This window comes from Mycolicibacterium lacusdiani, from assembly GCF_021916785.1.
GTDB lineage: Bacteria > Actinomycetota > Actinomycetes > Mycobacteriales > Mycobacteriaceae > Mycobacterium > Mycobacterium lacusdiani.
In genome coordinates this window covers 505660-528735 of sequence record NZ_JAKCFC010000003.1, presented here as the reverse complement: position 1 = coordinate 528735, position 23076 = coordinate 505660, and the positions used below count along the sequence as shown (strand labels likewise).

At 69.8% G+C, this 23076-nt stretch carries 27 protein-coding genes; 16 read left to right on the top strand and 11 right to left on the bottom strand.

Annotation, left to right across the window (positions count from 1 at the left end; translation table 11 throughout):
* The first annotated feature begins 1 nt into the window (after window position 1).
* A complete protein-coding gene (locus LOK44_RS12205) occupies window positions 2–1090 on the top strand; it encodes a MinD/ParA family ATP-binding protein (RefSeq protein WP_237570228.1) in 1089 nt (362 codons plus the stop codon).
* A gap of 6 nt (window positions 1091–1096) precedes the next feature.
* On the opposite strand, the gene LOK44_RS12200 is transcribed toward LOK44_RS12205, so the two are convergent.
* A complete protein-coding gene (locus LOK44_RS12200) occupies window positions 1097–1261 on the bottom strand; it encodes a hypothetical protein (protein WP_237570227.1) in 165 nt (54 codons plus the stop codon).
* Window positions 1262–1336: 75 nt separating this feature from the next.
* Here LOK44_RS12200 and LOK44_RS12195 point away from each other — a divergent pair, with 75 nt between their 5' ends.
* Together LOK44_RS12195 and LOK44_RS12190 are read left to right on the top strand one after the other, a co-directional pair.
* Window positions 1337–1615 carry a DUF4229 domain-containing protein gene (locus LOK44_RS12195; protein ID WP_237570598.1) on the top strand — a complete coding sequence of 93 codons (279 nt, stop codon included), beginning with the start codon at window positions 1337–1339 and terminating at the stop codon, window positions 1613–1615.
* A gap of 7 nt (window positions 1616–1622) precedes the next feature.
* The gene (locus LOK44_RS12190) at window positions 1623–2699 is read left to right on the top strand and encodes an aminotransferase class V-fold PLP-dependent enzyme (protein WP_237570226.1); all 1077 of its coding nucleotides are present in this window, start codon (window positions 1623–1625) and stop codon (window positions 2697–2699) included.
* A gap of 41 nt (window positions 2700–2740) precedes the next feature.
* On the opposite strand, the gene LOK44_RS12185 is transcribed toward LOK44_RS12190, so the two are convergent.
* Together LOK44_RS12185 and LOK44_RS12180 are read right to left on the bottom strand one after the other, a co-directional pair.
* The gene (locus LOK44_RS12185) at window positions 2741–3535 is read right to left on the bottom strand and encodes a class II aldolase/adducin family protein (protein ID WP_237570225.1); all 795 of its coding nucleotides are present in this window, start codon (window positions 3533–3535) and stop codon (window positions 2741–2743) included.
* A gap of 100 nt (window positions 3536–3635) precedes the next feature.
* Window positions 3636–4505 carry a 1,4-dihydroxy-2-naphthoate polyprenyltransferase gene (locus LOK44_RS12180; RefSeq protein WP_237570224.1) on the bottom strand — a complete coding sequence of 290 codons (870 nt, stop codon included), beginning with the start codon at window positions 4503–4505 and terminating at the stop codon, window positions 3636–3638.
* Window positions 4506–4633: 128 nt separating this feature from the next.
* On the opposite strand from LOK44_RS12180, the gene LOK44_RS12175 reads away from it, so the two are divergent.
* The 3 genes from LOK44_RS12175 to LOK44_RS12165 are packed head-to-tail and all read left to right on the top strand — an operon-like array spanning window position 4634 to window position 7593.
* The gene (locus tag LOK44_RS12175) at window positions 4634–5410 is read left to right on the top strand and encodes an S-methyl-5'-thioadenosine phosphorylase (protein ID WP_237570223.1); all 777 of its coding nucleotides are present in this window, start codon (window positions 4634–4636) and stop codon (window positions 5408–5410) included.
* The gene (locus tag LOK44_RS12170) at window positions 5407–6438 is read left to right on the top strand and encodes an NAD-dependent epimerase/dehydratase family protein (protein WP_237570222.1); all 1032 of its coding nucleotides are present in this window, start codon (window positions 5407–5409) and stop codon (window positions 6436–6438) included. Before LOK44_RS12175 ends, LOK44_RS12170 begins: the two co-directional genes overlap by 4 nt.
* A 27-nt stretch (window positions 6439–6465) precedes the next feature.
* Complete coding sequence (locus tag LOK44_RS12165) at window positions 6466–7593, top strand: NAD(P)H-dependent flavin oxidoreductase (protein ID WP_237570221.1); 1128 nt, start codon at window positions 6466–6468, stop codon at window positions 7591–7593.
* Between the two features lie 13 nt (window positions 7594–7606).
* Here the strand turns inward: LOK44_RS12165 and LOK44_RS12160 are convergent, their stop codons facing one another.
* Window positions 7607–8635 (bottom strand): sensor histidine kinase, encoded by a 1029-nt coding sequence (locus tag LOK44_RS12160; RefSeq protein WP_237570220.1) that lies wholly within the window; start codon window positions 8633–8635, stop codon window positions 7607–7609.
* Window positions 8622–9311 (bottom strand): response regulator transcription factor, encoded by a 690-nt coding sequence (locus LOK44_RS12155; RefSeq protein WP_163919228.1) that lies wholly within the window; start codon window positions 9309–9311, stop codon window positions 8622–8624. The genes LOK44_RS12160 and LOK44_RS12155 overlap by 14 nt, the downstream gene beginning before the upstream one ends.
* A 103-nt stretch (window positions 9312–9414) precedes the next feature.
* On the opposite strand from LOK44_RS12155, the gene LOK44_RS12150 reads away from it, so the two are divergent.
* Genes LOK44_RS12150 through LOK44_RS12140 form a run of 3 tightly spaced genes read left to right on the top strand, consistent with a single transcriptional unit; the run spans window position 9415 to window position 11367 of the window.
* Entirely contained in the window at window positions 9415–10071 is a 657-nt protein-coding gene (locus tag LOK44_RS12150) for a glycosyltransferase (protein ID WP_237570219.1), read from the top strand.
* The gene (locus LOK44_RS12145; RefSeq protein ID WP_237570218.1) at window positions 10068–10736 is read left to right on the top strand and encodes a TIGR04282 family arsenosugar biosynthesis glycosyltransferase; all 669 of its coding nucleotides are present in this window, start codon (window positions 10068–10070) and stop codon (window positions 10734–10736) included. The genes LOK44_RS12150 and LOK44_RS12145 overlap by 4 nt, the downstream gene beginning before the upstream one ends.
* Before the next feature lies 1 nt (window position 10737).
* Window positions 10738–11367, top strand: a complete 630-nt coding sequence (locus tag LOK44_RS12140; RefSeq protein ID WP_237570217.1) for a methyltransferase domain-containing protein — start codon at window positions 10738–10740, stop codon at window positions 11365–11367.
* 9 nt (window positions 11368–11376) lie between these two features.
* Here LOK44_RS12140 and LOK44_RS12135 read toward each other — a convergent pair whose 3' ends face one another.
* Both LOK44_RS12135 and LOK44_RS12130 read right to left on the bottom strand, forming a co-directional pair.
* On the bottom strand, window positions 11377–12756 hold the full coding sequence (locus tag LOK44_RS12135; protein WP_237570216.1) for a hypothetical protein: 1380 nt from the start codon (window positions 12754–12756) through the stop codon (window positions 11377–11379).
* 55 nt (window positions 12757–12811) lie between these two features.
* Window positions 12812–13396 (bottom strand): nucleotidyltransferase family protein, encoded by a 585-nt coding sequence (locus tag LOK44_RS12130; protein ID WP_237570215.1) that lies wholly within the window; start codon window positions 13394–13396, stop codon window positions 12812–12814.
* Between the two features lie 19 nt (window positions 13397–13415).
* Here LOK44_RS12130 and LOK44_RS12125 point away from each other — a divergent pair, with 19 nt between their 5' ends.
* From LOK44_RS12125 to LOK44_RS12115, 3 genes are all read left to right on the top strand, one after another.
* Entirely contained in the window at window positions 13416–14189 is a 774-nt protein-coding gene (locus LOK44_RS12125) for an endonuclease/exonuclease/phosphatase family protein (protein WP_237570214.1), read from the top strand.
* A gap of 75 nt (window positions 14190–14264) precedes the next feature.
* Entirely contained in the window at window positions 14265–14678 is a 414-nt protein-coding gene (locus LOK44_RS12120; RefSeq protein WP_237570213.1) for a phage holin family protein, read from the top strand.
* Window positions 14675–15001, top strand: a complete 327-nt coding sequence (locus LOK44_RS12115; RefSeq protein ID WP_237570212.1) for a DUF3618 domain-containing protein — start codon at window positions 14675–14677, stop codon at window positions 14999–15001. The genes LOK44_RS12120 and LOK44_RS12115 overlap by 4 nt, the downstream gene beginning before the upstream one ends.
* 10 nt (window positions 15002–15011) lie before the next feature.
* Here LOK44_RS12115 and LOK44_RS12110 read toward each other — a convergent pair whose 3' ends face one another.
* The gene (locus tag LOK44_RS12110) at window positions 15012–15848 is read right to left on the bottom strand and encodes an SDR family oxidoreductase (RefSeq protein WP_237570211.1); all 837 of its coding nucleotides are present in this window, start codon (window positions 15846–15848) and stop codon (window positions 15012–15014) included.
* Window positions 15849–15925: 77 nt separating this feature from the next.
* Here LOK44_RS12110 and LOK44_RS12105 point away from each other — a divergent pair, with 77 nt between their 5' ends.
* A complete protein-coding gene (locus LOK44_RS12105; RefSeq protein ID WP_237570210.1) occupies window positions 15926–16657 on the top strand; it encodes a GAF and ANTAR domain-containing protein in 732 nt (243 codons plus the stop codon).
* Here the strand turns inward: LOK44_RS12105 and LOK44_RS12100 are convergent.
* Genes LOK44_RS12100 through LOK44_RS12090 form a run of 3 tightly spaced genes read right to left on the bottom strand, consistent with a single transcriptional unit; the run spans window position 16617 to window position 20246 of the window.
* Window positions 16617–18509, bottom strand: coding sequence for a CheR family methyltransferase (locus LOK44_RS12100; RefSeq protein ID WP_237570209.1), 1893 nt, complete (start codon window positions 18507–18509; stop codon window positions 16617–16619). The two genes, LOK44_RS12105 and LOK44_RS12100, sit on opposite strands and share 41 nt — an antisense overlap.
* Window positions 18506–19258 carry an STAS domain-containing protein gene (locus LOK44_RS12095; protein WP_237570208.1) on the bottom strand — a complete coding sequence of 251 codons (753 nt, stop codon included), beginning with the start codon at window positions 19256–19258 and terminating at the stop codon, window positions 18506–18508. The genes LOK44_RS12100 and LOK44_RS12095 overlap by 4 nt, the downstream gene beginning before the upstream one ends.
* A complete protein-coding gene (locus LOK44_RS12090) occupies window positions 19251–20246 on the bottom strand; it encodes a chemotaxis protein CheB (protein WP_237570207.1) in 996 nt (331 codons plus the stop codon). Before LOK44_RS12090 ends, LOK44_RS12095 begins: the two co-directional genes overlap by 8 nt.
* 115 nt (window positions 20247–20361) lie before the next feature.
* Between LOK44_RS12090 and mbp1 the strand changes: the two genes are divergently transcribed.
* The 3 genes from mbp1 (at window position 20362) to LOK44_RS12075 (ending at window position 23029) form a co-directional block, all read left to right on the top strand.
* Window positions 20362–20595 carry a microaggregate-binding protein 1 gene (gene mbp1, locus LOK44_RS12085; RefSeq protein ID WP_237570206.1) on the top strand — a complete coding sequence of 78 codons (234 nt, stop codon included), beginning with the start codon at window positions 20362–20364 and terminating at the stop codon, window positions 20593–20595.
* A gap of 91 nt (window positions 20596–20686) precedes the next feature.
* Complete coding sequence (locus LOK44_RS12080; protein ID WP_237570205.1) at window positions 20687–21898, top strand: glycosyltransferase; 1212 nt, start codon at window positions 20687–20689, stop codon at window positions 21896–21898.
* A 135-nt stretch (window positions 21899–22033) separates the two neighbouring features.
* The gene (locus tag LOK44_RS12075; RefSeq protein WP_237570204.1) at window positions 22034–23029 is read left to right on the top strand and encodes an AraC family transcriptional regulator; all 996 of its coding nucleotides are present in this window, start codon (window positions 22034–22036) and stop codon (window positions 23027–23029) included.
* Window positions 23030–23076: the final 47 nt, after the last annotated feature.

The following is a 23076-nucleotide window of genomic DNA, read 5'->3' as shown; positions in this document are numbered from 1 at the left end:
CTTGAGCTTTCGGGCCCAGGGCCGGTTCGTCGACCCGTCGGAGACCGTGCCACCGGAGTGGACCGCACTGACGCCGCCGCACGGGATACCCGTCGCCCCGCTGCGGGCCGCGGCCGCCCAAGCCGCGCCGCCGGCCACCGAGCCTTCGCTGCCCGCGCCGTACCTCGACCCGACGACGGTCGCGCTGCTCGGCCAGCCCAAGCGCAAGCCGGCCCACGGCTGGCGCCGCTTCGTGTACCTGGGCACGGGCACGCTCGTCAACGCCGGGGAGGGGCCCGAGGACCTGCGGCGCAGGACGCTCACCGCGCAGGTCGACCGGCCGCTGCGTGGGTGCTACCGCATCGCGCTGCTGTCGCTCAAGGGCGGCGTCGGCAAGACCACCGTCACCGCGACGCTCGGTGCGACGTTCGCCTCGATCCGTGGCGACCGGGTCATCGCCGTCGACGCCAACCCCGACCGCGGCACGCTGAGCCAAAAGGTCCCGCTGGAGACGCCGTCGACGGTGCGCCACCTGCTGCGCGATGCCGAGGGCATCACCAGCTATAGCGACGTCCGCCGCTACACCTCCCGGGGACCGAGCCGCCTCGAGGTGCTGGCGTCGGAGAGTGACCCCGCGGTGTCGGAGGCCTACAGCTCGGCGGACTACCAGCGCACTCTCGAGCTGCTGGAGCGCTACTACAGCCTGGTGCTGACCGACTGCGGTACCGGCATGCTGCACTCGGCGATGTCGGCGGTGCTGGACACGGCCGACGTGCTCATCATCGTCAGCTCGGGCGCGGTCGACGGTGCCCGCAGCGCGTCGGCGACGCTCGACTGGCTCGATGCCCACGGCTACCAGGAACTGGTGCGCAACTCCATCGTCGTGGTCAACGCGGTGCGTGGACGCCGGGGCAGGGGCGGTACGCGCGTCGACATGGAGAAGGTGGTGGACCACTTCGCGCGGCGTTGCCGGTCGGTCCAGACGCTGCCGTTCGACCCGCATCTGGAAGAGGGCGCGGAGATCGACCTGGATCGGCTGCGGCCCCAGACTCGCGATGCGCTGGTCGAGTTGGCGGCCACGGTCGCGGGCGGGTTCCCCGGCTCGCGCTGACGCCGCTCAGGTGCGGCTGTCGGGGTCCGGATGGTTGAGCCTGCGAAGGAAGTCCGGGTCGTCGTCCGGGCCCACGATCTTCGGCCTCGGGGCACTGGCGGATGCGCGCATCAGCCGCCAAGCGCCGTACGCCAAACCCGCCAGAATGAGGACGAGGAGTAAATACTGCACGAAAACCTCCTTGCCATCAGCATACGCGTCGTCGGTAGTGTCAGACCCGTGTCTGACGGTCGGCCCGGATCCCGAATGCTGCTCGACGTGGTGGCTTACGCCGCCGCGCGCCTCCTGCTCGTGGCGGTGCTCACGGGGGTGATCTACGCGGTCGGCGGCCTGGTGGTCGACCAGTTCCCGCTCGTCGTGGCGCTGCTGTTCGCGATCGTCGTCGCACTGCCCCTTGGCATCTGGGCCTTCGCGCCGCTGCGCCGCCGCGCCACGGCCAGCATCGCGGCGTTCGACGAACGCCGTCGCACCGAACGGGAACAGCTGCGCGCCCGGCTGCGCGGCGACGACTCCACCTCCGGGTGACGAGTTGGTGACGTCCGGCGCCTCGGCCGCCCGGCACGCCTTCGGGGCCGAGTTCCCCGGTGCGGTCGGCTTTCTCAATTCACCGACCTACGGACTGCCGCCCACCTTCCTGACCGACGAGCTGTCCGAGCACCTGAGGCAGTGGCAGGCCGGCACCATGGCGCCGCCGTCGTTCGACGAGTACGTGCTGCGCGGGCGGACGGCGTACGCGGCGCTCACTGGAACCCGAACCGATTCGGTGGCGATGGGCGGTAGCGTCTCGGCACTGCTCGCGCTGGTCGCCGCGGCGGTCCCGGACGGCAGTCGGGTGGCGACGCTGGCGGGCGAATTCACCAGCACCACCTTCCCGTTCGCCGCCCACGTGGGCCGCGGTGTCACCGTCACCGAACTCCCGGCGGAGGAGTTGCTGGAGAGGGGCGACGCCTACGACGTCGTGACGGTCAGCCTGGTGCAGTCCGCGAGCGGCGCCGTCCTCGACGCCGAGGCGCTGCGCTCGCGACTGGCGGGCACCGAGGTGCTTTCGGTGGTCGACGTGACCCAGGCCGTCGGCTGGAAGCGGCTGGATCTGGGTTGGGCCGACGTCACGGTCGGAGCGGTCTACAAGTGGCTGCTGGCGCCGCGCGGTACCGCGTGGATGTCGCTGAGCGACAGGGTCGCCGACGCGATGACGCCGCTCGCGGCCAACTGGTACGCCGGCGAGCACCCATGGTCGACGATCTACGGGCTGCCGCTGCGGTTGGCGGGCGACGCGCGCCGGTTCGACACGTCACCGGCATGGTTCGGGGCGCTCGGATCGGGGTTGACGTTGCCGTGGCTCGCCTCTCTGGACGCCGCCGCGGTCGAGGCGCACTGCGTCGGGCTGGCCAACCGGTTGCGGGCCGAGCTGTCCCTGCCGCCGGCGGCGCCGGGCTGCGAGTCGGCCATCGTGTCGATCCCCGCAGGCGTCACGGCCGACGCGGCAGATCGACTGACCCGCGCAGGCATTCGCGCCGCGGTGCGGGCGGGTGCGGTGCGGGTGGGCTTCCACCTCTACAACACCGACGACGACCTGGACCGGTTGCTTTCCGTGATTTCGGCGCGCTGACCCGCGCTGACCGCGGAAAAGCGCGCACAAATCGCTGGGCGTCAGTCGAAGAGGTCGGGCTGCTCGCGGGTGATGCGGTCGAACAGCGGCTGGTAGCTGAACCAGCCTGCGAAGTGGGTGCCGACCTGGCCGGAGGTGAGCTTGGCCATGTCCGGGTCGATCAGGATGGGCTTGCCGACGGCCTCGGCCATCAGCTGCGCCTGACAGGACCGCTCCATGGTGATGAACCACCACGCCGCCTCCTCCACCGACTGCCCGACGGTGAGCAGGCCGTGGTTGCGCAGGATCGCGGCCTTGCGGTCACCGAGTGCATGCGCGATGCGCTTGCCCTCCTCGAGGTCGAGCACGACGCCGGAGTACTGGTCGAACAGCGCGTGGTCGTCGTAGAACGCGCACGCGTCCTGGGTGATCGGGTCCAGCAGCCGCCCGAGCGTCGACCACGTCTTGCCGTACACCGAGTGCGAGTGGGCGGCGCCGACGACGTCGGGCCGTGCCGCGTGCACCTGTGAGTGGATGGCGAACGCCGCCTGGTTCAGCGGCCGGTCGCCCTCGACGATGGTGCCGTCGTGGCGCACCAGCAGCAGGTCGCTGACGCGGATGTGCCCGAAGTGCATGCCGAACGGGTTCACCCAGAAGTGGTCGGCCAGCTCCGGGTCGCGGGCGGTGATGTGGCCCGCTACGCCCTCGTCGAAGCCGAACTTGCTGAACAGCCGGAACGACGCGGCGAGCCGCTGCTTGCGGTGCAGGCGTTCCTCCTCGACCGTGCGGTCCTGGGGGAGTAGCGCCGCGGTGTTGCCACCGGCGAGTCGGGCGGCCTGTTCTGCGTCAGCGGACATGACGCCAGGGTAGGCCCCGACGCCAACCGCCGAATGTCGATTACCGCCACGCCGCAGCGAAAAAAGCGTGGCGGTAATGAACGTTCGGCGTCGGAGAGGATCAGGTGAGTGCCAGGGCGAGCGCGACGGTCACCGACCACACCAGCATGGTGAGCCCGGTATCGCGCAGCACGGGGATCAGGTCGCGGCCGCCGAGGCCCTTGCGCACCGGCGCGGAGGCGCGCACGGCCAGCGGCAGCGCCAGCAGCCCGGCCGCGCACCACGGCGTTGCGAGCACCAGTACCAGTGCCAAGACGAAGGGCACTGCCAGCAGCACGTGGAACAGCACGCGGGTGCGGTCGTCGCCGAGTCGCACGGCCAGGGTGATCTTCCCGGACTCCCGGTCGGTCGGGATGTCGCGCAGGTTGTTGGCGACGAGCACGGCCGACGACAGCGAGCCGACGGCGACGGCCGCCGCGGCGCCCACCCAGTCGACCCGTAGCGCCTGGGTGTACTGGGTGCCGAGCACCGCGACCAGGCCGAAGAACACGAACACCGCGACCTCGCCGAGCCCGAGGTATCCGTACGGCTTGGAGCCGCCGGTGTAGAGCCAGGCGCCCGCGATGCAGGCGGCGCCAACGGCGATCAGCCACGGCTGGCTGATGATGGCCAGCGCGAGGCCCGCGGCGGCGCCGATGCCGAGGCTGACCAGCGCGGCCGTCAGCACCGCGCGGGGTGACGCCACCTTCGACCCGACCAGGCGCAGCGGGCCCGATCGCACGTCGTCGGTGCCGCGGATGCCGTCGGAGTAGTCGTTGGCGTAGTTGACCCCCACGATCAGCGCCAGTGACACGACCAGCGCCAGCAGCGCCTTCCACCACACGGCCTCGCCGAGCCAGGCCGCCGCGCCCGTGCCCGCGATCACCGGGGCCACCGCATTCGGCAGCGTCCTGGGGCGGGCGCCTTCGATCCACTGCCCGACGGTCGCCATGCGCGACATCGTGCCACGCGGGCCCGTCACACCCACGTCATGGTTCGTTCGGCGCCCCCATGGGAAAGAATGAGGTCGGGCGCATGCACGCACGCGTGCGCCGGTGCGACGGCGAGGAGCGGAACTAGGTGCTGGGTGTCATCGGAGGTAGCGGCTTCTACACGTTCTTCGGAGCCGATGCTCGAAGCGTCAGCCTCGACACCCCCTACGGCCCGCCGAGCGCACCGCTCACGGTGGGCACGGTCGGCGAGCACGAGGTGGCGTTCCTGCCCCGCCACGGCGTCAACCACGAGTTCTCACCGCACACCGTGCCGTACCGAGCCAACATGTGGGCGTTGCGCGCACTGGGCGTGCGGCGCGTGTTCGGTCCGTGCGCCGTGGGCAGCCTGACGCCCGACCTCGGCCCCGGCTCGATGGTGGTGCCCGATCAGCTGGTCGACCGCACCAGCGCCCGCGCCGACACGTACTTCGACTCCGGCGGCATCCACGTCGGCTTCGCCGACCCGTACTGTCCGTCGCTGCGATCGGCGGTCACCGACCTGCCCGGGGTGGTCGACGGCGGCACGATGGTCGTGATCCAGGGGCCGCGCTTCTCCACCCGGGCGGAGAGCAAGTGGTTCGCCTCCCAGGGGTTCACGCTGGTCAACATGACCGGGCACCCGGAGGCGGTACTGGCCAGGGAACTCGAGATGTGTTACGCCGCAGTCGCATTGGTCACCGACCTGGATGCGGGAATCGAATCAGGGGCCGGCGTGCGCGCCGTCGACGTGTTCGCGGAGTTCGAGAGGAACATGGTGCCGTTCAAGCAGCTCCTGCACGAGGCGATCGATCAGGTGGCGCTCGAGCGCACCTGCACGCACTGCCTCGCTCACGAGGGCGTCCAGCTTCCGTTCGATCTGCCATGAGGGTGTTGCTCACCGGCGCAGCCGGTTTCATCGGATCGCGGGTCCGCGCGGCGTTGACCGACAAGGGGCACGAGGTCGTCGCCGTCGACGTCATGCTGGACGCCGCCCACGGTGCCGGGGCGAGCGCACCCGAAGGCGTGCTCGACGTCGACGTGCGCGACGGCGCGGCGTTGGCGGCGGTGCTGCCCGGCGTCGACGTCGTCTGCCACCAGGCGGCGGTGGTCGGCGCGGGCGTCGACGCGTCCGACGCGCCGTCGTACGGCAGCCACAACGACTATGGCACCACGGTGCTGCTGGCCGAGATGTTCGCCGCGGGCTGTCGCAAACTGGTGCTCGCGTCGTCGATGGTCGTGTACGGCCAGGGCCGCTACGAGTGTGCCGAGCACGGCACCGTCGACCCGCTGCCACGGGAGCGCGCAGCGCTCGACGCCGGTGACTTCGAGCACCGCTGCCCGGTCGGCGGGGAGTCGCTGCAGTGGCGGCTGGTCGACGAGTCCGCCGCGATGCGGCCGCGCAGCCTGTATGCGGCGAGCAAGGTCGCTCAGGAGCACTACGCGCTGGCGTGGGCCGAGGCGACCGGTGGCTCGGTGGTGGCGCTGCGCTACCACAACGTCTACGGCCCGCACATGCCGCGCGACACGCCGTACTCGGGGGTGGCGGCGATCTTCCGCTCGGCCATCGAACGGGGCGAGCCGCCAAGGGTTTTCGAGGACGGCGGACAGATGCGCGACTTCGTCCACGTCGACGACGTGGCGGGTGCGAACGTCGCCGCGGTCTCCGACGGTGCAGGCGGGTTCGCGGCGTTCAACGTGTGCTCGGGCAAGCCGATCGCCATCCGCGACGTTGCGGCGCGGCTGTGCGAGGTCCGGGACGGGGAGCCGCCGGTGGTCACGGGGCAGTACCGCAGCGGCGACGTCCGGCACATCGTCGCCGACCCGGCGCGGGCGGCCGAGGTGCTCGGCTTCCGTGCGGCGGTCGATCCGCGCGACGGCCTCGCGGACTTCGCATTTGCGCCTTTGCGCGGCTGAGCCGAACGGGATGTTCATACTGACGGTGTGAAACTCGACATCTGTCAACAATTCGGCATCGACTTTCCGCTGTTCGCGTTCAGCCATTGCCGCGACGTCGTCGCCGCGGTCACCAACGCCGGTGGTTTCGGCGTCCTCGGCGCGACGGCGTACACGCCCGAGCAGCTCGACCGGGAACTGTCCTGGATCGACGATCACGTGCACGGCAAGCCCTACGGCGCGGACATCATCGTGCCCGCGAAGTTCGAGGGCAAGGGTGAGAAGCTGTCGAAGGGCGACCTGGCCGGCCGCATCCCGGTCGAACACAAGGAGTTCGTCGCCGGGCTGCTCGCCGAGCACGGCATCGAGCCGGAGGCCTCGCCGCGGATCGGCGGCACGATGCTCTCGGGTGACACCGGCCCGGAGCTGCTCGAGGTCGCGATGAGCCACCCGATCAAGCTGATCGCCAACGCGCTCGGCGTCCCTCCCGACTACATGCTGCAGGCGGGCCGGGAGCGCGGCGTCCCGGTGGCCGCGCTGGTGGGCGCCAAGGAGCACGCGCTCAAGCAGGCCGCCGCCGGGGTCGACCTGATCGTGGCCCAGGGCACCGAGGCAGGCGGGCACTGCGGCGAGGTCAGCACGCTGGTGCTGATCCCCGAGGTGCTGGACGCACTCGAGGCCAACGGCAGCGACATCCCGGTGCTCGCCGCGGGTGGCATCGTCACGGGACGGCAGATGGCCGCCGCCGTGGCGATGGGCGCCTCCGGTGCGTGGACGGGCTCGGTGTGGCTCACCACCGAGGAGGCCGAGACCGCGCCGCACACCGTTCGGAAGATGCTCGCCGCGACCTCCCGCGACACCATCCGGTCGGCGGGCCGGACGGGGAAGCCGTCGCGGCAGCTGGTCTCGGACTGGACCGATGCGTGGCTGCCCAACGACGACGGCCGCAAGCCCCTGCCGTTGCCGCTGCAGTCGATGCTCAGCGAGCCGGTGCTGCGCCGCGTCGACGCGCTCGCCGAGCAGGGCCATGAGGGAGCCCAAGCGCTCGCGACGTACTTCGTCGGGCAGGGCGTCGGGATGATGAACAAGGTCAAGCCGGCACGCGAGGTGGTCGCCGACTTCATCGAGGACTACCTCGCGGCCGCCGAGCGGCTGGGGCGCTCACTACCCGAGTGACCTCGGGGCGGCGCTATTCCTCGCCTGCGAGTGGTAGGCGCACTTCGAAGCGTGCGCCGGTGCCGAGGTTGTACGCCGACACGGTGCCGTGGTGGGCCTGGACGAGCCCGGCCGCGATCGCCAGGCCAAGGCCCGAACCGCTCGGCAGCGACGAATCCGACCGCGGCACGCGGCCGTTGGACCCCCGGTAGGCGATGTCGAACACCCTGGCCAGGTCGGCCTCGTCGATGCCGACGCCGGTGTCGTCCACGCGGGCCCATGCGCCCCGCTCGTCGGCGCCGATCGCCAGTTCGACCGTCCCGCCAGACGGGGTGTGCGCGATCGCGTTGGCCACGAAGTTCGACAGCACCCGCACCAGGGCGCGGTCGCTGCCGATGACGCGCACCGGCTCGACGGGCAGGTCGGCGCGCAGCACGACACCTGCGCGTTCGGCCGCGATCCGGTGGGCGGCCAGCACGTCGTCGACGACCTCGTCGAGCGCTATGCGGTCGTAGTTCATCTGCACCGCACCGGCATTGATCTTCGACATCTCGAACAGGTCGTCGACCATCTCGGCCAGCCGGATCGTCTCGTGCTCGATGTGCTTGGCGTGGTCGCGCACCTCGTCGGAGGCCACCACCCCGTCGGCGATCGCCTCGGCGACGGCGCGAATCCCGGCCAGGGGCGTCCGCAGGTCGTGGCTGACGAACGCGACGAGGCGGCGCCGGGACTGTTCGGCGGCCTGCTCCGATTCGCGGATCTCCTGCTCCCACACCATTCTTCGGGCCTGGTAGCGCGCCAGCATGATCGCGGCGGGGATCGTCACCACCGAGACGATGACGAGCACCACCGCGACGCGCTCGAACCATTCCGACGCCATGAAGACGCCCGCTCCGAGGAACCCGGTGAACGTCGCCACGGTCGGGATCAGGATCAGCACGACCATGCTCAGCGTCAGCGACCACGACCGCGCAACCCGGATGACGATGGCGCCGAGCACCACGATGGGGACCGAGCACGCGAGAGCGATGCCGACGATCTCCCAGAGATCAGTCGACGGCATCCTGCGTCCCACTCCACATGTAGCCGCGGCCCCACACCGTCTGCACGCGATGTTCGTCGCCGAGTTTCGACCGCAACCGCTTGACGTGCACGGTGACCGTGGAGAGGTCACCGAAGTCCCACTGCCACACGCGCTTCAAGAGTTCTTCGCGGGTGAAGACGACGCCGGTGTGGGTCAGGAAGAACACCAGCAGGTCGAATTCGCGGTTGGTCAGGCTGATCGGCCGGTTCCGGATGGACACGGTGCGCGACGCGGCGGACACCGTCATGTCCCCGACGGTCAGGACGACCGGGGGTGCCCCGACGGCCGAGGGGGCGCGGCGCAGCACCGAGCGCACGCGCAGGGCGAGTTCCCTCGGACTGAACGGCTTGGTGAGGTAATCGTCGGCGCCGGCCTCGAGTCCGGCGATGCGGTCGTCCTCCTCGCCGAGGGCCGTCAGCAGGATCACCGGAACCGTGTAGCCGCCGCGCTCGCGCAGCGTCTCGCACAGCGCCAGTCCGCTGGGCCCTGGCATCATGACGTCGAGCACGGCAACGTCGATACGTTCGGAGCCGAGGAGCCGAAGAGCTTCGTGCCCGTCCCTCGCGACGGCGACGTCGAGACCGTCCCGTTCGAGGTATCTGCGCACGACATCGCGCACGACATTGTCGTCGTCGGCGATCAGTACGCGGGTCACGACATCCCACAGTAGCCCCGAAGACCGGATTACCTGCATCAACGTCATTAATTCGTCAGCTAACCGAGGGTTGGATGCCAGGGTGCGCGGCTAACCTCGCGTGGTGCACGGATCCCACGTCACGGTCGTGTTGCCGTGTCTCGACGAGGCGCTGCCCCTGCCCGGTGTATTGGCCGCCGTGCCCGATGATTACGTGGCCCTGGTGGTGGACAACAACAGCACCGACGGCACCGCCGAGGTGGCCCGTCGCTGCGGCGCAAGCGTGGTCACCGAGTCGCAACCCGGATACGGCGCCGCCGTGCACGCGGGCGTGGTTGCTGCGACGACACCACTGGTCGCCGTGATCGACGGCGACGGATCCCTAGACCCCCGTGACCTCACCAAGCTGGTCGAGGCCGTCGACGCGGGCGCCGACATGGCGATCGGCCGCCGGCGGCCACGACCCGGTGTGGGCTGGCCGTGGCACGCGCGGCTCGGGACGGCTGCGGTGTGCTGGCGGCTGCGGCAGCGCCACGGCATGCCGGTGCACGACATCGCCCCCATGCGCGTCGCGCGTCGGGAGGCGCTGCTGGCGCTCGACGTGGCCGACCGGCGGTCGGGCTACCCGCTGGAGCTGCTGGTCAAGGCTGCCGCCGCGAACTGGAAGGTCGTCGAACTCGACGTCCCCTACGGCGTGCGCACCGGCGGTAAGTCCAAGGTCAGCGGATCGCTGCGCGGCAGCATCACGGCCTCCTACGACTTCCTGCGGACGATCTCGTGACCACCCCGGTCACCCTGCTGGTCGTCGCGAAGGCGCCGATCCCGGGCCTGGCCAAGACGCGGCTGGCCGCCACGCTCGGCGACGTCGCGGCCGCCGACATCGCCGCGGCCGCACTGCTGGACACCCTCGACGCCGTCTCCGCCACGCCGGTGGCGCAGCGGGTCGTAGCCATGACGGGTGATCTGGCGCTGGCATGCCGCAGCGCGGAGATCGCCGAACGCCTTGGCGACTTCACGGTGGTGGAGCAGCGCGGCGACGGCTTCGCCGACCGCCTCGCGAACGCCCACGCCGATGCCTCGAGCGCCGCCGGCGGTCTGCCCGTGCTGCAGATAGGCATGGACACCCCGCAGGTCAGCGCCGATCTGCTGGGACGGTGCGCGGCAGACCTGGTCGGCACCGACGCCGTGCTGGGGATGGCCCGCGACGGCGGGTGGTGGGTGCTCGGCGTGACGTCGCCCGGCAGCGCGCAGTGCCTGCGCGACGTGCCCATGTCGACGCCGGAGACGGGCGCCGTAACGCTCGCGGCCCTGCGCGACACAGGACTGTCGGTGACGATGGTGCAGGAGTTGGCCGACGTCGACACGATCGACGACCTACCCGACGTCCGGCGGGCCTGCCGCCCGGACAGCCGGTTCTACGCAGCGACCCAGACCGCGGAGGTATGACGTGTTCGGCAATCTGTACGACGAGGCGCTCACGGGCGAACGATGTTGGCTGCGGCACGAGGACGGCAGCGTCCACGGGCTGGCCGTGCACAGCTGGCTGGGCAACCGTCGCGCCGATCGGGAGTTCGACCGCGCCGTGCTGGGTCGGTGCAACGGTCCCACCATCGACCTCGGTTGCGGCCCAGGGCGTTTCGTCGCGCATCTGATCAAGCGCGGGGTGCCCGCGCTGGGCGTCGACCAGTCCGCGACCGCCGTCGAACTCGCCCGCCGCCGCGGGGCGCCTGCCCTGCGCCGCGACGTGTTCGACCCCCTTCCCGGTACCGGCCGCTGGTCGACGGTGCTGCTGGCCGACGGCAACGTGGGACTGTCCGGCGATCCGCGTCGCGTCCTGCAGCGCGCCGCGGAACTGCTGCGGGCCGGCGGCCACTGCATTACCGAGTTCGACGGCAACACCGAAGGCGTGGTGGTGCGCTGGGTGCGGCTGGAGTCGTCGCGCACCATCGGGCCCTGGTTCAAGTGGGCCACCGTCGGACTCGACGGTGCCCGCAAGCTGGCCGACGAGGTCGGCCTGACGATCTCCGCCGTGCAACCGATCGGCACTCGGGTCTTGGCGACCCTCGCAGCGGCGTGAGGCCGGCTGCTACCAGTTGGTCAGGATGAGGTGGTTGAGCACCAGCGCCCCGATGACGTTGAGTGCCAACCACCACCGGTGTGAGCGCGGGGGCAGCAGGGCCGTCGCGGCCACCAGCCACACCGTGAACGGCAGCCAGATCCGTTCCACCTCGGCCTTGCTGAGCATGCTCAGGTCTGCGCATGCGATGGCCAGCAGCGCACCGATGACGACGAGGTGCAGGCCGGACCGCTGCTTGATCGCCGCGACGTCGAATACGCGCCCGATGCCGGCGACCGTGCCGAGGCCGACTGCGCAGACGACCGCCGCGAGGTTGCCCCACACCCAGTACTGGAACGGGCGGTCCAGCGCGATCCCCTGCCAATAGCGTTCCTGAACCAGGTGGTATCCGTCGAACCACCAGAACCCGGCCGCGGCGAACACCCCGACGACCACCAGCGCGGCGACGACGGCGGGTACGAGCGAGCGCATCGCCGAGCGTAGGTCGGGCGCTGCGATCAACACCGCGACGGCGACCAGTGCGATGAGGCCGAGACCGTAGTTGAGGAAGATCGCCCACCCGAGCAGGAGGCCCGCGGCGGTGGCGGCCACCACCGGAATCCGGGCCGTCCCGCGCGCGGCGAGTGCCAGTAGCGCGATGCCCCATGCGGCGACGCCTGCGAAGTAGCCGTCGGCGGAGACGGCGATCCAGATGGCGGTCGGGGCGACCGCGAGGAACGGCGCGGCCAGCCGTGCGGTCGACTCGTCGGCGAGCGCGCGCACGGCCACGACGATGGCAGCGGCGGCGCTCGATCCGACGAGCAGGCACAGCATGCCGGCCCACCCGCCGCCGCCGAGGCCGACGCGGTCGAGCCACACGAAGGTGAGCAGCGCGCCGGGCGGGTGGCCCGAGACATGGGTGATCCACGAGTCGGGCTGGTAGTCCAGGATGCGGCTCGCGAACGTCCGGACCGTCTCGGGGATGTCGTCGATCGTCGGTACCTGGCGCAGGTACTCGTGGCGGGCGGTGAGCCTGCCCGCGAACCCGCGCTCCCAGCCGTCGATCATGGCCAGCGAGAACGCCCATGCCGCCGCGGTCGCCCACGTTACCAACGGCACTGCGCGCCACGGCAGTCGCGTGGCGACGCCTTGGCCCGCCAGCACGACGGCGACGGCGATGACGATGGCGGGAACGGTGCCCCACCCGACGTGCGCGTCCCACCACCCGAAGATGGGTGCGGTGCCTGCGAAGTCGCGGAAGCGTTCCGGGGTCGCGTTGATCAGCGGCGTGACGCTGCCGAGGTTCAGGTGCGGGACGACGAACGCTGCGACCACCAGCACGACCGCCACCGTGACGGCGACTACCTCCCGGACGATCGACCCGTCGTTGCGCCCGCCTGGAGTTCCCACGCCTTCCCACCCTAGGTGCGTCGCTCGTGGGACCGGGCTGACGGTTCGGTGACGCTCAGGAGGCGCTGATGCCGAGCCGGTCGGTCAGGAACAGGAACGCGGCAGCGAAGTCGTTGTCGGCCGTCGCCTCGCGCACCATCGACCAGTCGACCTGTTCACGCACGGCACGGGCCGCGGGCAGCAGCGCCGCGAAGTTGCAGTGGTGCTCGTGCAGCGACCTGAGCTTCTGGGTGAACACCACGGTGGGCGCCAGCACGGGCATTGGGATCGCCAGCACGTCGCGGCGCGCGGCCGACGAGATCAGCTCGTGGGTCACCACCTCGCCGTTGACCCGGTGCAGGACGTCGACGAACACCGATCCCGACGTGCCCTTGAACAGCCAGTCCTCGGGCGTGCGCTCGACGTCGAACCCAGCGTCGGAAAGCGTCGACACCGCGGCCTCGACGTCGACCTCCGCGACCACCAGATCGACGTCGTGGACGGGCTCGGGTGCGCCGTGGACCCACAGTGCATAGCTGCCTGCCAGCGCGAACTCAGGTCCGTGGGCCTTCAGCGCGGACGCGGCGCGGCGCAGTGCATCGCGCAGTTCCTCGTGGTCGCCGGGTATCGCGCTGCACTCGGCAGGTGGATGAATCGTCATGGTGGGTACCTAGTACCCCATGCGGATGGCGACATTCAACATCTTGCACGGGCGAACCGTGGGCGACGGGGTGGACCTCGACCGCCTGCGCGACTGCGTGCGGACCATCGACGCCGACGTGTTGGCACTGCAGGAGGTGGATTTCGAGCAGGAGCGGTCGGGGATGGCCGACTTGACGGCCGTCGCCGCCGAGGCGATGGGGGCCGTCAGCCACCGGTTCGTGGCGGCGATCTCCGGTACGCCGGGTGCGACGTGGATGGCGGCCACCGGCGACCATCAGCCCGGTACCGCCGCCTACGGGGTGGCGCTGCTGTCGCGCTTCCCGGCGACGTCGTGGCAGGTCGTGCGCTTGCCGCGGATCCCGATGAAGTTCCCGATGTACCTTCCAGGGCCCAATCGCGTGATGGTGGTCGACGAGGAACCCCGCGCCGCGGTCATCGGCCGGTTCGACACCCCGATCGGGACGCTCACGGTGGCCAACACCCACCTGTCGTTCGTGCCGGGCTGGAACCGCAGCCAGTTGCGGAGGCTCGTCCGCGACCTCAAGGGTCTGCCCGGGCCGCGGATCCTGACCGGCGACTTGAACCTGAACGCGAACTCGGCGCGGCGCTGGTCTGGTCTGCGCTCACTCGGCGACCCGTCTCCCACGTTCCCCGCGACCAAGCCCGACCGGCAGCTCGACCACCTGCTGACCGACGACCCGACCTTGGTGGCGCGCGCCACCGCGACCCCGGAGATGGCGATATCCGATCACCGCCCGCTAGTCGTCGACCTAGACGTTTCGCGCCGGTGATCACGGGGCACTGCCTGCCATGAACCGGGGCGAGCGAAGCGACGGGGAATTGAACCCTGCGAGAGGAGTGACCTCATGACCAGCAGTACGCGAGACACGGGATCTCGGTCGGACGCACCGATCGCAGAACTCGTCAGCGACCTGTCCGCACAGACGTCCCGTCTGGTGCGCGACGAGATGCGTTTGGCGACGGCCGAACTCAAGGAATCCGCGAAGCACGCGGGTGTCGGCGCCGGGTTGATCGGCGCTAGTGGCCTGATGGCGGTGTTCGGTTTGGCCGCGCTCATCACGGCCGCCATCGCCGGGCTGGCCCTGGTGCTCCCGGTCTGGGCCTCGGCGTTGATCGTCGCAGTCGTCCTGTTCGTGATCGCCGCTGTCGCCGCACTGATCAGCAAGGCGCAGGCGAAGAAGGTGCCGCCGCCACTGCAGGTGAGTACCGAGAGCGTGAAGAAGGACATCCAAGAAGTGAAGGGATCGGCGACGTCATGACCGACACCAGCGGCAGTGCGGGCAACCCCTCGGAACCGGCGCCCGACGCTGGCGTCGAGGAGATCCGTGCCGACATCGAGGAGACCCGTGCGGCGCTCGGCGAGACCGTCGCCGCGCTGACCGACAAGATGGACGTCAAGGGCCGCGCCGAGGACAAGGTGCACGAGAAGGTCGCCGACGCCAAGGTCGCCGTCGCGCGCACCAAGCACGTCGTCACCGAGAACGCCCGCGCCTACCCTGCGGTGCCGTGGGTTGCAGCCGCCGTCGTCGCGGTGCTCCTCGGCGGCGTTGTGGTGTTCCGCCGCCGCCGAGGCCGCCGCTGAGCGAGCCTGCTCAGCCCGGCAGGGTCTCCCCGCCGATGGGCGCGAGCACCTCACCGCTGTAGTACGACGACATTCGTCCGGCGGCGAAGAATACGTAGGACGGGGCGATCTCGTCGGGCTGGGCCGGGCGGCCCATCGGCGTTTGCTCGCCGAACGACTCGGCCTTCTCCTTGGGCATCGTCGCCGGGATGAGCGGCGTCCAAACCGGTCCTGGGGCAACGCAGTTCACCCGAATGCCGCGCTCCTGCAGTGACTGGGCCAGCGAGTAGGTGAGTGCGATGACGGCCCCCTTGGTAGCCGAGTAGTCGATCAGGGTCTTGTTGCCCCGCAACCCATTGATGGACGCCGTGTTGATGATCGACCCGCCGTCGGGCAGGTGCGCCAGCGCGGCCTTGGTGACGTGGAAGAAGCTGTCGACGTTGACGGCGAACGTGTGGCGCCACTGCTCGTCGGACAGTTCGGCGAAGTCCTCGACCGGGTTCTGGTAAGCGACGTTGTTGACCAACAGATCGAGGCCGCCGAGGGCCTCGGCGGCCTCCGCCACCACCTCGCGGCAGCGCTGGGGGTCGGACAGGTCACCGGGCAGTCGAACCGCCTTGCGGCCTTCGCGTTCCACGAGTTCTACGGTGTGCTTGGCGTCGTCGTCTTCGGAGAGGTAGGCGATTGCGACGTCGGCGCCCTCCTTGGCGAACGCGACGGCAACGGCGCGGCCGATGCCGGAGTCGCCGCCGGTGATCAGGGCGCGCCTACCGGCAAGCAGGCCCCGTCCCTCGTAGTCAGCCATCTCGTCGGAGGGACGGTCGGACATCTCGCCGGTGCGGCCGGGGTATTCGGTGTCATTGGACATGTGCGCCCGGTACCCGGGGCCCAAGCCGCCAAACCGCGCCTAGACTGGTGCCCTCAACTTCAGTACGGGGGTTCCACATGCCGTTCGATGCCACCGAGTTGGCAGGCCGCGTGGAGTCCCTCCTGCGGCAGGTGCAGGGCGGCAAGGCCACCGAGGCCGAACTCCTCCTCGGCGACCTCGTGACGGCGGCGCTCGACGGCATCTCCGCCGCTGGTGAGGTGGGCATAACGGTCACGTCCAAGCACGGTGACGTCAGCACCCTCGCAGCAACCGGTCCCGTGGCCAAGATCCTCGACGACGCCCAGCGGCGGCATCAGGAAGGCCCATGCGTGTCGGCTGCGTGGGCCAACCACATGGTGCGCGTCGACGACCTGACCACCGAGACCAGGTGGCCCGCGTACGCCGAGGATGCACTGGCGCAGACGTCGGTCCGATCGATCCTGGCGTTCCAGTTGTTCGCCGACAACCAGACGATGGGGGCGTTGAACTTCTACTCCGACGAGCCTGTTGCGTTCGACGATACCGACGTCGAAACGGGTCTGCTGTATGCGACGCACACGGCGCTGGCCTGGAATCTGCTCCGCCGCGACGAGCAGTACCGCAGCGCGCTGGCCAGCCGGGACGTCATCGGACAGGCCAAGGGCGTCTTGATGGAACGGTTCTCCGTCGACGCCGTCCAGGCCTTCGACTTGCTGCGGCGTCTGTCGCAGCAATCCAACACGGCGCTGGTCGACATCGCCCGCCGTGTGGTCGAGAATCCCGGCAAGGCTACGGAGCCACGACCTCCATCAGCAGCATCGCGCCCGTGACGCCGAGCCCGGTGGTCTGAAACGAGGAGCACGTCACGCGTACCCGCGTCGGCTTGCCGCGGCGATTGAACGTGTCGACGACGGCCTCGCTCGAGGCGTCGGGCTCGACGAATGCCGCGCCGATCAGCGGCTTGAGTTCCTGAGTCGGGAGCCCGACGTCGAGGTCGAGCAACGACCGGCCGGTCGCCTCTTCGGGCCGTAGGCCCCAGAGTTCCTGGCACCCGCGGTTCCACACGGAGACCCGCAGTTGCTGGTCCACGACGACCAAGCCGAACCGGATCGAGTTGATCAGCGACTCCGAGAAGATCTTCGCTTCGTCGAGTTGCATGCCGCGTTCGGTGAGCGCGTCGTTGATGGTGTGCAGTTCGTCGTTCGTGGACTGCAGCTCCTCGTTCATCGTCTCGAGTTCTTCGTTGGTCGACTGCAGCTCCTCGTTGGTGGTCTCGAGTTCCTCGACCGTGGACTGCAGTTCCTCGTTCGTGGTCTCGAGTTCCTCGTTGGTGGACTGCAGCTCCTCGTAGGCGGTCTCCAGCTGGTGGTTGGTCTGCACCACCTTGTCGAGTAGGGCCTTGGTGGCCGTGACGTCGAAGAACACGATCGAGACGCCAGCGAAGCCGTCGGCGGCGTCGATCAGCGGGTTAACGTGCACCTCGAACCACACCGGGTCGGCACCGGGCTGCTGCCACCGCACGTCCTGGACGCGGGCGGATCGGCGCTCGGACCTTGCCCGGTCGATGTAGGGACGGAGTTCGACCGGCCGGTAGGACACCTCGAGGTCACGCAACAACCGGCCGACGTCGCGCCCCGTCAGCCCGAGCAGCGCTTCGGCCTGATGGTTGATCATGGCGACGGTGTCCTCGCCCGTCACGACGATCTGTGCCACCGGGCTGGCGCGAAAGGCGAGTTCGCGTACGCCCTGCAGTCCTGGGAGGTCGCCATGTCGTTCCACCGGCAACGCCACGAGGTCGGCGCGTTCGACGGTGACGTGGCTGCCTACGGCCTTGCGGAAGATCCGGTTGGGCAGGTCGAGCGCCGTGAACCGCTCGGTGTGGCTCAGCAGCATCTCGGCGTGGACGAGGAACAGCGTGCCGCGCGGGCCGAGCGCGAAGTGCAGGCGCTTGACGATGTTCCGTTGCGTCTCGGCGTTGAGGTACATCAGCGTGTTGCGGCACACCAGCAGGTCCACGCGTGAGATGGGTGCGTCCTTGACGAGGTCGTTGCGGCCGAAGACGACGGCGCGCCGCAGGTCCTTGTGGAAGGCGTAGTGCCCGCCGATTTGCTCGAAGTACTTCTCCCGCAACGGTTCCGGGATCGATTCGACCTGCCGTGCGTCGTAGGTGGCCAGTCGCGCCTCGGCGAGGGCCTCCTCGTCGACGTCGGTGGCGTAGATCTTGACGCGTTGCCGGAAGGCTTCGGTGCCCATGGCCTCGGCGAACAGCATCGCGATGGTGAACGGCTCTTGGCCGGTGGCGCAGCCCGCGCTCCACACCCGGATGGGGTCCGTCGGTGAGCGCTCGGCCAGCAGGCTGGGGACCACCTCGCCGGTGATGAGATCCCACGCTTCGGGGTCCCGGAAGAACGACGTGACGTTGATCAGGATCGTGTTGAACAGGGCGTCGAACTCGTCGGAATCGGCTTGCAGCACGTCGAGGTAGTCGTCGAAGGTCTCGCAGTGCGCCTGGTCCATCCGATGCCGCACGCGGCGCATCAGGGAACCGCGCTTGTACCCGGTGAAGTCGAAGCCGCGGGAGTCGCGGACGAACCGCAGCAGTGCCTCGAATGACTCGTCTGCGGCGTCTTGCGAGTCGTCGGTTCGGCGTAATCCCGTCAAGGCTCGAACCTTACCGGTCATAGCCTGTTCTCCGGCCCGAGGACGGCCCATACGGTCTTGCCGGTCGAGGTGGGCGCCGACCCCCATGTCCGCGTCAGTGAGTTGACGATCGCGAGTCCGGACACCACGTCCGTGCCGCCGCCGGTGTCCTCGTGCCGCATGGCGGGGGACGAGTTGGCGTCCTCGACGGCGATGGTGATGGTGCCGCCGAGTTCCTCGACGATGAGGGCTGGATCGCTGAGGGTGTGGACGAGTGCGTTGTCGACCAGCAGCCACGCCACGGTCGCCGCCGCCGGTGACATGTCCTCGGCGTCCCAGGCGTCCAGACTGTCGGCGACGAACCGCCGCGCCTCGGCGCACCCCAGTGCACGGGCGATGGTCGTACGGGCGCGGCGTCGCACGGAACCGACGGGCCGGTCGAGCGCGGCCACTGCCGACTCGAGATCGGCGAAGGCGGGCACGTATCGGGTGATGCCGTTGCGCTGCAGGACGAGGCGGCCCCGTTCGTGCGCGCAGACGAGCGCCACGGGAACGTCGGGCCACCTGCTGACGTGCCAGCGCGCGCTGGTGAACACCGTCCATGCCGAGGGGGACGGCGCATCGAGGCGGGTCACGTCCACGACGACGCCCTCGGGCTGGTCGAGCGCGGACTTCACGACCGCGTCGCGCAGCGTCCGGTAGGTCGAGCCGTCGAGGATGCCTTCGACGGTGAGCACGCACGCGTTCGTCGCGGCGTCCGCCGTGATCCGCAGTGGCGCGACGCTACTCACGGCCCGGTAGGCCGATGCTCGACAGCCGGTCGCGCAGCACCGTGAGTGCCCGATCCGCTTCTTCGGCAGATGCGGTGTAGCGGGTGGCCATCATGCCCGGCCCCACTTTCTCGGCAAGCGTCCGCGACAGCTTCGCCTTCTCCTGCAGGCTGCGTACCGCCACCCACAGCGCGCCTTCGATCTCGGTGTCCCGGGCGTCGAGCAGGGCGTCGGCAGTCCAGGCGTGGCCGACCTGGCATCGGAAGCCCCGGTTCTCGACGCTCTGCAGCGATCCATTGCAATCCGGGCAGGTATAGCCCGACGGCGGGCCGAGTTCCTCGGTGTCGATCGGCGCGCCGAACTGCGGCGCCATCGCGATCCGGTTCTCCAGTTCCATTGCGGCGTCACGCGGCATGGAAGGCTCCTCCATCTTGTGGCCGCTCACCTGTTTGAGTATGCCGCTGATCTCCAGCACGGGGACCGTATGGTCTACGGCGCCCGCGGCGAGCGCATTCTTCGGCAGCGATGGGAACAGTGCGTCGTCGGGCGCCTGGCAGATCGTGATGCCGCCGCGAGCCTTGATCGCCTGCAGTCCGAGCACGCCGTCGTCGAGCACGCCCGACAGCAGCACCCCGATCGCGCGCGGCCCGAACGCCAGTGCTGCCGAGCGGAAGAGCGCGTTGATCGCTGGGCGGTGGCCGTTCTCGGTGGGGCCCTTCGTCACGGCGACGTGGTGATCGTCGAGCAGCAGGTGGTGATCCGGCGTCGCCACGTACACGTGCCCGGCCTTCAGATGCGTGCCGTGCTCCGCGGGCACCGCGGGCAGTGGGCCGGCGCGGTCGATGATGTGGGCCAGCACGCTGGGCGCCTCCGACGGCATGTGCAGCACCACCAGGACGGCGTACGGCAGGTCGGCAGGAAGGGTGGAGGCCAGGCGCATCAACGCCTCGACACCGCCCGCCGAGGCGCCGACGACGACCACGCCAACCATCGCACTGTCTTCAGTCATCATCAGTCGGCTACCCACTGATCGCCCCGTCAACCAAGATCGCGCACGGGCGTTTGGTGGTGCCGGTCATGGGAACCCGGCGTCCGTCATCGCTCGACCATCGAAGGAGGACTCCATGGCGGACAACAGCGGTCCGGAGGAAGGCATCAAGGGCGCCGTCGAGGGCGTGAAGGGCAAGGCGAAGGAAGTCGCGGGCACGGTCGCCGGTCGCGACGACCTGCAGCGTGAGGGGCAGGCGCAGCAGGACAAGGCCGACGCGCAGCGCGAGGCGTCGCAGAAGGAAGCCGAGGCCGAGGCCGCACGCAGCGCCGCCGACGCCAACGAGGCTCGGGAGAAGTCCCAGCAGTAGCCCATCCCGGCGCTATCCACGTAGCGAAACGCGGTAACCCCCTGACGCATAACCCCGTTTCACTGCGAGGCGCCCGGATATCTCGAGTTTCGTGAAGGTCAGCCTGGTCGGTCCGCATGCAGAAGTCGACGCCGACGGCCGCATCCGAGAAGGAACCCATGCCGGTCGCCGGGTGAGTGGGTTGGCCTCGGCGCTGTCCGGTCAGGGACATGCCGTCACCGTGTACACCCGACGCGCGCACGCCGGTCAACCCGACCAGTGCACGACCACCGTCGGCTACGTGGTCAAGACACTGACCGCAGGCGAGATCGCCGTGGCGCACCCGGATGACGAATTGCCCACCATGGGCGAGTTCGCGCAACGGCTCGACGCCGCATGGACGTCGGACCGGCCCGACGTCGTCCACGCCGACTGGTGGACGTACGGCATCGCCGCACAGCTCGCTGCGAATCATCATGACGTCCCGACGGTGCAGACGTTCACCGCCATCGGTTCGGTGCAGCGCCGCCGCCAGAACCGCGACGCCGTCTCCGACAACCGGACCCGCATGGAGAAGGTGTTGGCGCGCAACGCGTGCTGGGTCACGGCGTCGTGTTCGGAGGATCTCGACGAGCTGGTCCGGTTCGGGCGGCCGCGTGGCCGGATGTCGGTCCTCGGGCGCGGGGTCGACACCGAGGCGTTCACGGTCGAGGGACCCGTCGCATCCCGCACCGAACGCCACCGCGTGGTCGTGGTGGCCCGTAACCTGCTGCCGCACAGGAACATCGATCTACTGATCCGCGCCATGGCGACGGTTCCGGATGCCGAGCTGCTGGTGATCGGGGGTCCGCCCCGCAGTGACCTACGACGGCACGACGAGGCCTGCCGACTGCATCGCATCGCAGTCGAGACTGCGGTCGCCGACCGCGTGCACTTCACCGGTGCGGTTCCGCCCACCGACATGCCCGCACTGATGAGGTCGGCCGACGTCCTGGTGTGTCCCTCGGCGTACGAACCCTTCGGGCTTCCCGTCGTGGAGGCGATGGCATGTGGTGTGCCGGTGGTGGCCTCGAGCGTCGGCGGCATGGTCGACACCGTCGTCCACGACGTCACCGGACTGCTCGTCTCCTCCGTCACGCCCAGGACACTCGGACACGCCGTCCGCAACGTCTTGAGGCAGGGGGTGCTGCGCCGCGGGATGGGCCTCGCCGGCCGGGCACGGGCCAGCTCACGGTACGGGTGGGAGCGGGTCGCCCGTGACACGGAAGTGGTCTACGACCGACTGTTGACGACGGCCGACCGTCGGGTACGGCAACCTTCCTGACCATTTCGTGACGTCAGCGGCGTATGCTGTGGTGGTCTGGCTGAGCATCGAGCCGACGAGGCTCGGTCCGAACGCCCCCCGAAGGTGGTGGTTTGCGCCCGAGTCATCGCCCGGACTCCGAAGAGCGGACACGACATGACCCAAGCCTCTCGACTTCGAGATCTCGACATCGCGGAAGAACCGTCGGGTCCCGCCGATGCGTTCTCCACCATGGATCCCGTCGCGGGCGATCGCTTCATCGGCGCGCTGTACGGCGGCACGGTACGCATCCTCGGCTTCACCAGGGGCACGCCGCTACGGCACGCACGCTATGACGGCGGCGAGTTCACGCTGGACGAGGTCACGCTGCCGCGCGGTGTTCGCCTCGAGGCTGCACCCGAGTCCGGCGCACTGGTATTCGAGGTGGTGTCTGGCGAACTGCGCTTCACCGACGACGAGGGCCAGTCCACGCTGCTGTCGGCGGGGGATTCGGCGCTCGCCGCGTCGGGTCTGCCTCTGACGCTGCACGCCACCCAGGCCAGGATCCGGATCGTGGGCCTGGCGGCATCACTGCTGCGCCGGGTCGCCGGTGAACAGGCGCTGTTGTTCCAGGGGTCGCTCGAGTTCCAGCACCGCCTTCCCGTCGACCAGGCGGCCAACGACACGTGGGCGCGCTGCCTGCGCTTCGTGCTGGAGACCGTGTGGCCGAGCGCTTCGGGAGTGGGCATGCTGCTCGTCGATGCGTGCGCCAGGACCCTGGCCGCTGCGGCGTTGACGACGTTCGCCGACTCGGAGCGATCGGTCACGCTGGCGACCGATGACGCGCAGACACCCGCGCAGTTGAAGCGTGCAATGTGGTTCATCAACGGCAAGGTCGATAGTGACATCGGCATCCAGGAGATCGCCGACGCCGTGCACCTGTCACCGCGCGCCGTGCAGTACCTGTTCCGCCGCCACCTCAACACGACGCCGACGGAGTACGTCCGCCGCCTCCGCCTGCACCGGGCGCACCAGGACCTTCTCGCAGGTAGCAACGGCACCGCCACCGTGAGCGCGATCGCGACCCGGTGGGGCTTCGCGCACACCGGCCGGTTCGCGGTGCTCTACCGCCAGACCTACGGCCAGAGCCCGCACCAGACGCTGCGGGGCTGAACCGTTTCACTCGGTGTCGCGTTTCGACCGATGCCCTGCGGGTAGCA